This window comes from Acinetobacter sp. YH12086, assembly GCF_013419345.1.
In the GTDB taxonomy this organism is placed as follows: domain Bacteria; phylum Pseudomonadota; class Gammaproteobacteria; order Pseudomonadales; family Moraxellaceae; genus Acinetobacter; species Acinetobacter amyesii.
On the sequence record NZ_VPAF01000028.1, the window covers coordinates 1 to 10,920 of the forward strand.

A 10,920-nucleotide genomic window follows, 5' to 3' on the forward strand; every position below is an offset into this window, starting at 1 on the left:
TTAAAAAGAAACCGACTTGTTTCCAAGTCGGTATTTTGTTGTTTTTCAGGGGGATGAAAAATTTTTAACTATATGAAAAACAATAATATTTTAAATTGCGTTTCGTATAAGCTCTATTATGTTAAATGACAGGTACTTATTCTGATTACAGACCTATTCCACTAGATCGTAAATGTATGTTCTTTTAGCAAGTAGATAATTAACTTCGATATATCTTACTTTATAACAGGTATTATGCTTAATTTTTTTTTGAAAATCATAGTACTTGTGGTGGAATGGAAAGATAGAAATTGTCATCTTTTGAAGTAAAAATCTATCACCATGTATATTGACGTTATGTCGTTCGATGCCATGTTTAGTTGAAAATGCTTTTTCCAAAAATAGGCATCCTACATATATATTCTTATGATTTTTTGATAGTTCTTCAGCTTTATTGATAAGAAAAAAATGCTCTCTTAGAACATATATGGTTGATGAAAAAAATATAATGATAAGACTAATTTGAACATAATTTTTTTTTAAATACTCAGTAATTTCCATTGTTTTTTAATATCTAAAAATTAGTATTGATCTTAATTATAGCTTTAAGTTAAGTATTCCTAAAATTAACATAATACACCTTATACGAAGTCAAAAATGGGAGCTTATAGCTCCCATTTTCAGTCTTTAATACGCTTTTTCGCTTCGTCATAAACTATGCTGTCAGCTCGTTTCCCGACGGTGATGAGCAAGATAACTACCTGATCATCTTTGACTTGATAAACTAGTCGGACTCCAGCCTTTAATAATTTAATTTTATAGCAGCCTGCGAGATCCCCTCTAAGCATATTCTTGGGAATATGTGGCTGCTCTATGATCTTGGCAAGTTTCTTCTTAAATTGATCTCTTATAGCACTAGGAAGCTTTTCCCATTCAGCTGTGAAGTCCTTATGACGTAAAAGCTTATAAGTCATCTAAAGTAATTTCCTCGAACATTTCTTTAGGATCATTAATTCGTTTACGAACAATCGCTAATAGCTCGGTATCCTCTTCTGAGAGTAAGGCTTTTTGTACAGGGAGTTTTCCAGTCGCTGCAATGTATTCAAGGACATTTGTAAAAAACTCAGTAGGTGCAATACCTTGTTCTCTAAGAACTGAATATGATTTTTCTTTAAGGGCTTCATCGACCCTGAAGTTAACAGTAGCCATCACTTTTCCCATTTATTGAATGTATGAAAATATTGTAATGCAAACTGCATTACAAGGCTAGTTCGTATAATCGCCATTATGTTAAGTTAAGCGAAGATTCACTTAAAACAAGAGCTTTAATTTTTACGGCTTTTTCGAAATGATCTAATTTATGTTGCATGATCCACCAATTAGCTGCTTCCATTAAGAGCTCAGGATTATCATTTTTATTCTTGAAAAAGGCATAGAAAGATAAACCTACGCTATCTCCTTTCTTCTCAATTTTCTCATTACATCCATGAATAAATATTTCTCTTAACTCTTTTCTCATGTTTTTAACTTTCTCTAAAATTAATTACGAAGCCCCGATCTAAGATCAGGGCTTTATTTTTTTCTACCTTACATTTCAACAAGTATTGATTCGCCTGTAGAACAGTCTCCATTACGCCATTGCCAGTTTTCAATTAACTTAATTTTTCCATTGGCTTGGATCTCAATCTCAGTATTACATTCACCTATACGTAATTCATTCATCTCATTGATGTGGTGGTATGCCATAGTGAAAGTTTTTTCAGAAGTCATGAAACCTAGTAAATGTCCATTGGTAATACTGCCACCAGAATAGGTAGCTTCTATACGCTCACCTACTTGGTAATAATTAAAAATAGTCTCGTGAGATACTTCTCCATTAGATGTATTTTTAGCATTTACAAATTTTTTATTATTTAGATTTAAGTTCATTTCTACTCTTTAATTTCCCTAAAATTAACATAATACACGTTATACGAAGTTGAAAAATTGAGACTATAACCTTAATTTTTATGTATTTTTTAAAATTTAAGACCTAGGCTAGTGCCTAGGTTTTTTATTTCGTATAACAGCCCTTATGTTAAGTATTTGCAGATATTAAGTCATTGTTTCCACAAATGAATACTGCTTGAGAGCAGTCATCTAAGCTATCCATTAAAATTTCATTCATTCTTTTTTTATGAAAACTAAGAGTGGCATTACTTCCAAATTCACTTTCTAAATCAGATGATAAAATTATAGTGCACTCATCATCCCTTAGCTGATTCCATAAGTTTTGAACTAATTGAACTAATGCGAATCCGATGTTGATTATTTCATTCATTTCATACTGTTGATTATCCACGTAATCCTCGATATGAATCTTATTACTGGAGGCTTCAAACCCTGTTAGATCTCCGTAAACATCAGCTATGGCTTCGTAATTCACCTGCTCTAACCTATCTTTGTAAAAATTAAAGACAATAGCATCCGAATCCTCATAAAAGCCTTCTAGTATCATAAGTTCTAAAATTGAGGGAAGCTGGACATCATATCTGGATAGAAAGAATGCATCCATTTGGGAACTTTGAAGTATCACTTTTACACCTGGAATATTTTTGCTGTTATTGAAATTAGATTTTTAGTATTTCTAAAATTAACATAATACACCTTATACGAAATGAGTTATAATTGTCTTTATTAATCAATGGTATATATCATTTTGATTGGCCCGTATCCTCCAGATCGGGCTTTTTTAATGATTTATCACGTTCCACGCTTGTTTCTTGATCAATGTTTCACGACTTTGTTCATATCAGTTAAACAATCGTAGTTAATCATAGGGTCTAAAAAAACGGCTCCAAAAGCCTCTTTTTTCTGGTTCCGGTTGGACATGTTCCGGGACTAGAATGCGCTTATTCTCGATTACTTCAGGTTCTTTTGGAGGGATTGTGATCACTTCCTCTTTTTCTTCTGTCTCAGGCTTAGATTGAGTTGGCTCAGGATCAACAGGTGTAGTGACATGAGGTTTTGGAGCTTCCAATAGACGTTGCATGACTTCAATTTGTTCTTGGTAGAAGGCTTCTCGATCTTTGGCATCTGATACTTGATTTTTCAGCATGTCTATCTGCTGTCTAAGCAGTAAAACTTCTGCCGAACTTGGACTGTCTATTTTTACAGGGTCTTTTACATTCTGTTTTTTAGCAGGCTCTCCAAATACACGAATGGCTTCTGAAAAATCAATCTTATTGTCAGAATTTTTACTTAGAATTCCTTTGTTTATATGGTTGTATATGGTCTGTCTATTTATATTGTAAAGCTTGGATAATTCAAGAACTGAAAGGCTTTTCATGATGTAAAGCTATGCCTAATCTTGTCAAAAGTTGTTGTCTATTAGACTGTCTAATAGACAAATGAGCAAGCTTATATTTTATGCCGCTTTATAGCCAACTTTTTTAAGCAGTGGAGTAAATTCTTTTAATTTTTCTGGATCTTTAAGCATATCAGCAATCCTTACAGCAAATTGAGAATAACTTTCTGTCCCTTCAGAATATTTACTACTCACTTCCGGGAGTTCTGAAAGCTTCTTGGCAAATAAGAGACGTTGTGGATCTGTTAATGTTACTAAATTTGATTTTTTAGGTTTCTTCTGACGAAACTTAAATGAAAATCCTGAAATTATTCGACCAGTTTTATGTTGCTCGTATTGAGCTGTTATATCTGTCCATTCATTCACTTGTTTAAGAGCAAAATCTAAAACGTAAGTTTTGAAATTACTCATGGTCTTATACTGATTAACTTCAACACCTAGTTGTTGTCTGAATATTTGCAAATCAAAAATGGGGGTTTTCCCTGCTGAGCGCCATTGAATTAACAACTCATATAAACGAATTGCATAGGCACTAGTTAATCTAGCGACTTGTTGTAATTCATATTTAGTAAAATTTTCTTCTAAACGAGTAATAAGAGGGACGATATCTTGTGTGAAACGTAAAAAAACAATCCCTGAATTAGGTTCATAACCAATTTTATCTACCCAGCGACAGTGGAAACTGCGGTCTTTCCCCGTTTTGGGGTTAACGTCATGATAAGTAACATAACGGTCAAATAAGCTTTTAGAGGCGTCTTTAAGAACTGTATAAGCAGTATGTTTCTCAACATGGAAGGTATTAATATAGCTATTCGCATGAACCTCTAGAAGACTATTTTCAGTGATTCCATGTCCAGTTTCTCTAGCTTCAGCTATAGCAAGTAAAATTAAACGTTGTTCTACCATGTCTAGGGTGTAACTTGCCTGCATTAAAGAATTATCTTTAACGATTAATTTTGACATTTCATTCTTTATTATCTTAATAACTAGGTTATAAGATAGACCATTCAAATGGTTTTAGCAATTCTCTTTTTAATGGGTCGATAAACCTAGTTTTAATACCCTTTAAGACAGATATAATTTCACTACTATTAAAAGGTTTAAGGTCCATAAATTTTAGTTTTAGTTCTTTTTAACATCAGATTTCGTATAAGAATTTAAAGGTCGACAAACCTAGTTTAAAGGTCGACAAACCTAGTTTTAAAGGTCGACAAACCTAGTTTTAAAGGTCGACAAACCTAGTTTTAAAGGTCGACAAACCTAGTTTAATTAAGTATGAAAGCCTTTTAAATAAAGGCTTTTATAGCATTTAAAAGCATTTAAAAGCATTAAAATAATTAAAAGCCCAGAGAATGATAAATTGCCCTATGTTTTCGCTACGCTCAAACTCTATTGAATCTCGCTATCGCTCGATTCTTGGGGCAATTTTTAGTAAATCTCGTTATGACTTTAAAAAAAGCACAAACAATTCGGAATTCGCTTCGCTCATAGTGCTTTTTTTACTCGCTTTCGCTCGTTCTAGAATCAAATTTTGGCATTTGATTTACGCTCTTTTAGATTTCACATACTAAAAAACAGTTTTTCAAAGAGTCGAAGCGCGAATTTTAGTTATGCCGCTCGTAGACACTCGCTCGGTATATACCTTCTAGGTATATTGTGAGTTTTGAAATGGATCTTGATTTGTATTTTTGCAAAATAAGCTAAATGCTCTTGTTTTGCGATTACAGCCACTTTATTGATTTAGACGTAGCTAACTCAAAAATTGGTTTAAAAGTGGCTGTAATCGCATTTTATTGCGGTTTTAAGTGACTATCTGCTTCAAAGATATAAAGTTCTGTACCGTGGTCATCATATTCACATAATCCTTCAATAACTTTGATAAACAATTCTCTGCTTCGAAAGTAGTTTTCAGTTCTTGGATGAATATATTGATAAAGCGTGGTGTTACTGACCATTCTGAAAAAATTTTGGTTATTGACGATGGTATTTTTAACTTTTTCTGGATCTATATTTTCGGTTGATAAATTAAGTTTGTTCCAGGCGGCTAGTACTGCTCCACCTAAAGCATATTTGAGCTGATTTTCTGCATTACGTTTCTTTTGGGCGTTTGTCAGTTCTTTATGACTTTTTTGCAAAATTTCGCGCTTGTGTTCATTCTCCAGCCGGATCCGGTTTTCCAAGGCTGCTTTTTCAATTTTCTGGTAAGACTCCAGGGCACGATCCAGGCGGAAGAAATTATCCTGATCCATTTCCTGTGTCAGTAATGCCAGAATTTCTGTTTCGTTGGCCAGAAGGGGCTGCTGGTTTTTATCCTTTAGCTTGATCTGTTCAATGAGGGCCTGTCTTTTTAAAAACTGGTTTTTATCACGGTCTGCAGCTTTCAGTAGATTGAGCTGTTTGTCATTGAATATGCCATTTGCTTGTTGAAGCAAGGTCAAAGCCTGCTGCTGGTTTTTCTTGAGGAAAGGGAGATTTTTAAGGAACTGCTGTAATGTCATGAGGTCATTTGAAGTGAGTATTTTCGCAGGTCTTCCACGGGCCGCCATCGCATTCTCCAGCATAAAATGGGTGAGGTTTTTGTGTTTTCAGTTTAGCATAGGCCGGCACGGGAAGAATTAAAAAAAATGTGGGAACATTTTTTTTAATTCTTAAGCTCGTTTCCGTGTTTTTAATTCGATATAATTACTACGCAATTATATCGAATTAAAAACACTTCTCCTCGTGCTCCGCAGGCTCTGCGAGGCTCCGTGAATTTGAAGGTGGGAATATGTTCTACTGCAATCTGGAACACACAACAAAAAAGGCCGTGAAGACCCGATCCGGAAAAGTGAAAAATGGTGCCACGGCCAAGAACCGGTTTCATTACATTAGCCGGACTTCGCATTTCAGAAATTACAAAGAAAGTGCTTCAGAACAGATTGAGTTTGTCAGATCGGGGAATATGCCGAATTTTGCTGAAGGGAAGCCGGCTGAGTTTTGGGAAGCTGCTGATATTTATGAACGAAGTAATGGCCGCACCTGTTCCAGTATGGTGGTGGCCTTGCCCAAAGAGCTGAGTCAGGCACAGCGGATTGAACTGGCCGAGCAATTCATTAGTGAGTTTGCAGACAGTTACCGCTATCCATTCACCTGTGCCATTCATAATCATGCTGGGTCCTTGGGAGGGAAAGAGCAACCGCATTTGCATTTCATGTACAGTGAGCGGCATGTGGATGGCATCGAGCGGACAGCAGAGCAGTTTTTTAAGCGTTATAATCCGAAGGATCCGCATAAAGGCGGGGCACAGAAGTTAACAGCTGATGTGTTAGGCATGGGAAAGGCGCAGCTGCAGCTGTATCGGCAGAAGACTGAAGAGCTTATTAATGAAAGTCTAAGGTATTATGCTCCCACCAAGATGGTGGAAATCCGGGGCATTCAGGTCGAGGTCCCTAGCCTGGTCAGCTGTTTATCCAATCAGGAATACAATAAGAAGCATGGCACACAGCTGAAGGATGTGCCTGTGATGAATAAGGCCGTCCGTTTTGCGCGTGAGAAAGAGCCAGCGTTAGTGGCCGAACGGGAAAGAATGACTGCTGAAATTAACCGGTTACGTGCTGAAAATAATTATGAGTTGTATCGTCCATTTTATGAGGCTGAATTAGAGAATCGAAAAACCATTGAAGAACAGCAAAAGCAAGTCGAGACTCCACGGACACGGCAGCGATGGTATGCCCAAGAAAAGTTATTGTTTTTACAACAGAAGATGCTGCAAACCTTATTGCAAGATCGTCAAACGACCCAACCGCTTAGGTTGATTCAGCATGATTTACAGACCTATATAGACCTTTTGAATACCGAGTCCTTCGATCGAGTCGAGAGGTTCGAATACTTAAGGGATCTTGGCCAACAATTAGAGGGTTCAGTTATTCAGATCGCCTCTATTGATGAAGAATTGGCATTTATTCAGCGGCAAGTCATCGAACGTGTGCCTTTGCAAATGAGGGAAAAGGCTATCGCTCCTGAAAAGACAAGGAATCAAGATAAGGATAATGGTTTTAGTCCTCGCTTTTAAGCCGATTATTTAAGGCACGCCACTGCATAAGCAGTACTGCTTCTTCATCTTTAATTGTGGTTTCTCCAGACTGGATCCGCTCAAAGCGTTCCCAGGATCTTTTTTCATGGGCTTTTTTTTCTTTGGGGTTCATGCCAAAGGTGGTGATAGATTGGGCTGTTGCCCAATCCTTACGATCCATTTCTTTGAGATGCTCACTTGTACTGAATTTTTTCATGGAAAATACTTCCTATAAGGGGTTAACCGAATTATTTGATATCTAATTCCCTAATGTGACAGAACCTAGAATTCCAACTATTAAGCCAAATGCAGAATCTTCTACTTGTATTTTAATAGATCATTCTACTTTTAGATTCTTTTATTTCTAGGGAGGTTGCTATAGTAAGGCTATGATTAATATAGTTTTATTGGGCTTGCTGGCGAATTTTAGTTTCTTGAAGAAAAAGTAATATATTATTTATAAATCAATAATTTATAAGATTAGTGGCGAACTTTAGATGACAATCTTCTAAAATTGTCATCTAAAATTCGCTCATAACTCATATTTTTTATTTATATCAATATCTTATATATTGTTTTTTAAGCCTGATTAAATAAGCCTCACAATAGCAATAAATAAGTATAAAGAAACAAGTGCAGCGGAAATTTTAACCCTCTAATTCTTTGTTATTAAAAGCATGCTCAAAGAAGCAAATAAACAATTAGAGGGTTATGCTTTTCTTATCCAATTCACTACACTTTCCATTGTATAAATCATATGAAGCGTGGACACTAGATCCGCGCTTTTTTGATGAATTTCGCATAAGAGATTTTATGTTAAATAAATTTTAAATAGATTATAAAAAATTCTATAAATAAGATATATTTACAAAAAATATATTTCAATCTTTAAATTTTACTGAGAGTTTATTAAATACCATGGTTGCTATTTGCAAAGGCCTTGATATGAGGTTCAATTTTAATAAATTAGGTCCTATACATGAAGGTGAGATAGAGTTAGCAAATCTTACAGTTTTATGTGGTAAGAACAATACGGGTAAAACATATATAACGAACTCAATTTACTCATATTTAACCAAATGGAAAGAACTTATCAATTGGTCTCTTCCTGAGATATTAGAAAAAGAATTGTATGAAAATGCTGTAGCCTCAATAGATTTAAATGAATTTATAGTTAGTAAACTAGATTCGTTAACTAAAGAAAGTGCTAAGAACCTTAAAGATAGATTAGGGAACTATTTTGCTTGCTCCGATGCAATTTTTGAAGAAACTTATTTTGATATTCATATTAAGTTAAAAGATGAATGGATTGATAAAGAATATGATCATGATTTTAGAAGCTCTTCTGGAAAGGTTTTCTTATCAATAAAAAAACCAGCTAATTCAACGGTTGCTGAAATTATCTCAACAGAAGTTGATGGTGCACCTCCTATATACATTTTAGATGATGTTATTTCTCAGACATTAATATCTATTGTACTCAGTACAAATATACCAACAACATTCATAGCAAGTGCAGAGAGAACTGGTGCATCAATATTTAAAAATGAGCTTAATTTCAATAAAAATCAGCTTGTTAGAATGTTAACTGAGATGGATAGTTCTCCTTCGTCTAAATTTCATCCGTATGATCTACTTAAAAAATTTAAACGAAACTATGCTATTTCAGTAGAAGATAATGTTGAGTTCATTGCAAACTTACCTGACTTAATTCAATCATCATCACAAACAAGTTTTATTAAGAACAACCCACATCTTTTAAAGAAATTTGAAGAAATTTCTGGTGGTAAATATCAGATAACTAAAGAAGGGAACTTATATTTTATTCCGACCGCATCTAAGCGTTCTAAATTAGGTTTGGGAGAGTCTTCTAGTGCCGTTAGATCATTAATGATTATTTGGTATTGGTTAAATTATAAATCTAATTTTAATGACTTATTAATGGTTGATGAACCAGAGTTAAACTTACATCCAGAAAATCAAAGAAAGTTTGCACAATTCATTGCTGGATTAGTTAATTCAGGAATAAAAGTTTTTATGACAACCCATAGTGACTATATCATTAGAGAATTAAATACGTTAATTCTACTTAACTCAGATAAAGATCATGTCACGAAAGTAATGAAAAAATTTGGATATGATCAAAATGACGTTTTAGATAGTAAAAATATTAATATTTATTACACATCTACTGGGCTTTTTCAGGTAGATGGTAGCTTAAAGAAAAAACGATTAGGTAATATAGAAAAATTAAATATTACTGAAAGTGGGATAAAAATTATAAGCTTTGATGAGGAAATCAGAGCTATGAACAAGATTCAAGATGCTTTGCTTTATGGGCTGTAATGATGTTACCGATAGAAACTATTAGATATTTTAAGTCCTGTGGAATTTTAAAGCCAAATAAAGTTATCTTGAATGAAGTAGTTAATGGGGATTCTATTTATTTAGAAATTGAGGAAAAGGATAGATCTGCAAAGTTAAAGAAAATTACACTAACGGGGTTTTCAGAAGTCTTTGCTTTTACACAAGATAGTGTTCCGCCACCAGCATCTTTTTTATTCAAGAAACATTTAGCATCATCAACTTGTGATGCCATTATTTTTTGTGTGATAGAAGACAATCCTTATATTCTAGTTTTAGATTTAAAATCCTCTTTAAATGGATACAAAGATAATAAGTATAAGTGTAAATCAGCCAAAAATTTAATAAGTTATTTAAATGATGTTCTTATAGAGTTCACAGATTCTGATTTATCAGAATGGCAAATAGTATATTGTATATGTCATTTAAGTGATCCTAAAAGAGAAACTGAGATAACATACGATTTTAAAGTAAGTAATGATCCTAATGATCCTGTTTACTGGAAAGTTGAAAATGCTGAGACTATCCCTATCAGAAAATTATTAAATATAAGATTGATATAAATTTGAAATGATAAGCAGGATTTTGTGATTAAACGTTTTATGCTTAGTGACATATTTAAATGAATCTATGTTTAGAATGTCTAAAATTAACATAATACACGTTATACGAAGCTCCAAAAATGAGCTTAATCCAATGATTTAAAATATTTTTTTAATAAAAAAAGCCCGACATCCTGTCGGGCTTTTTCGTATTGGTTCGCTTGGCATAACTCCTGTCGTGCCGCCGATCCTTGTGCGATTATTTATTTTTATTCTGCGGAACATCCTGTTCTCTTATGACTTCATGATATTGAATACAAGGGATTGTGAACATCCGCAAAATCCCTAAATTTATGTGCGCTCAGGCGTACAAAATTGATGAATTTTTATCCCAAGAGTTGTCCGCAGAAATTGGGGATAATTTAAGCTAGCGCTGTCTTGATAACGCAGAGAAAAATGACAAATTGATTAAATATTGATCAATTTTATTGGCAAGAAGTATCAAAATTGCTTAAAAAGAAACCGACTTGTTTCCAAGTCGGTATTTTGTTGTTTTTCAGGGGGATGAAAAATTTTTAACTATATGAAAAACAATAATATTTTAAATTGCGTTTCGTATAAGCTCTATTATGTTAAAT

Annotated in this window: 12 protein-coding genes; 3 read left to right on the top strand and 9 right to left on the bottom strand. The window is 34.0% G+C overall.

What is annotated here, in order from left to right; genetic code table 11:
- Nucleotides 1-659: 659 nt before the first annotated feature.
- The 8 genes from FTU29_RS16405 to FTU29_RS16440 all read right to left on the bottom strand — a co-directional run bounded on the left by FTU29_RS16405 (nt 660) and on the right by FTU29_RS16440 (nt 5,871).
- On the bottom strand, nt 660-953 hold the full coding sequence (locus FTU29_RS16405) for a type II toxin-antitoxin system RelE/ParE family toxin (protein ID WP_111885981.1): 294 nt from the start codon (nt 951-953) through the stop codon (nt 660-662).
- The gene (locus FTU29_RS16410) at nt 943-1,188 is read right to left on the bottom strand and encodes a type II toxin-antitoxin system RelB/DinJ family antitoxin (RefSeq protein ID WP_111885987.1); all 246 of its coding nucleotides are present in this window, start codon (nt 1,186-1,188) and stop codon (nt 943-945) included. The genes FTU29_RS16405 and FTU29_RS16410 overlap by 11 nt, the downstream gene beginning before the upstream one ends.
- Before the next feature lie 76 nt (nt 1,189-1,264).
- The gene (locus tag FTU29_RS16415) at nt 1,265-1,498 is read right to left on the bottom strand and encodes a DUF6500 family protein (protein ID WP_111885980.1); all 234 of its coding nucleotides are present in this window, start codon (nt 1,496-1,498) and stop codon (nt 1,265-1,267) included.
- A 68-nt stretch (nt 1,499-1,566) separates the two neighbouring features.
- Entirely contained in the window at nt 1,567-1,908 is a 342-nt protein-coding gene (locus FTU29_RS16420; protein WP_104472901.1) for a hypothetical protein, read from the bottom strand.
- A 148-nt stretch (nt 1,909-2,056) separates the two neighbouring features.
- Complete coding sequence (locus FTU29_RS16425) at nt 2,057-2,533, bottom strand: hypothetical protein (RefSeq protein ID WP_218948644.1); 477 nt, start codon at nt 2,531-2,533, stop codon at nt 2,057-2,059.
- Between the two features lie 255 nt (nt 2,534-2,788).
- A complete protein-coding gene (locus FTU29_RS16430; protein ID WP_121523912.1) occupies nt 2,789-3,307 on the bottom strand; it encodes a plasmid replication DNA-binding protein in 519 nt (172 codons plus the stop codon).
- A gap of 78 nt (nt 3,308-3,385) precedes the next feature.
- Nucleotides 3,386-4,288: a replication initiation protein RepM gene (gene repM / locus FTU29_RS16435; protein WP_005175440.1), complete on the bottom strand. Its 903-nt coding sequence runs from the start codon at nt 4,286-4,288 to the stop codon at nt 3,386-3,388.
- Nucleotides 4,289-5,115: 827 nt separating this feature from the next.
- Nucleotides 5,116-5,871, bottom strand: coding sequence for a hypothetical protein (locus FTU29_RS16440; protein WP_180122910.1), 756 nt, complete (start codon nt 5,869-5,871; stop codon nt 5,116-5,118).
- A gap of 221 nt (nt 5,872-6,092) precedes the next feature.
- Here FTU29_RS16440 and FTU29_RS16445 point away from each other — a divergent pair, with 221 nt between their 5' ends.
- A complete protein-coding gene (locus FTU29_RS16445) occupies nt 6,093-7,376 on the top strand; it encodes a MobA/MobL family protein (protein WP_005175445.1) in 1,284 nt (427 codons plus the stop codon).
- Here the strand turns inward: FTU29_RS16445 and FTU29_RS16450 are convergent.
- Nucleotides 7,360-7,593, bottom strand: a complete 234-nt coding sequence (locus FTU29_RS16450) for a hypothetical protein (RefSeq protein ID WP_005175447.1) — start codon at nt 7,591-7,593, stop codon at nt 7,360-7,362. The genes FTU29_RS16445 and FTU29_RS16450 overlap by 17 nt on opposite strands.
- A 701-nt stretch (nt 7,594-8,294) precedes the next feature.
- Here FTU29_RS16450 and FTU29_RS16455 point away from each other — a divergent pair.
- A complete protein-coding gene (locus FTU29_RS16455; RefSeq protein WP_257226951.1) occupies nt 8,295-9,722 on the top strand; it encodes an ATP-binding protein in 1,428 nt (475 codons plus the stop codon).
- Nucleotides 9,722-10,303, top strand: coding sequence for a hypothetical protein (locus FTU29_RS16460; protein WP_180122911.1), 582 nt, complete (start codon nt 9,722-9,724; stop codon nt 10,301-10,303). Before FTU29_RS16455 ends, FTU29_RS16460 begins: the two co-directional genes overlap by 1 nt.
- The last annotated feature ends 617 nt before the right edge of the window (nt 10,304-10,920 follow it).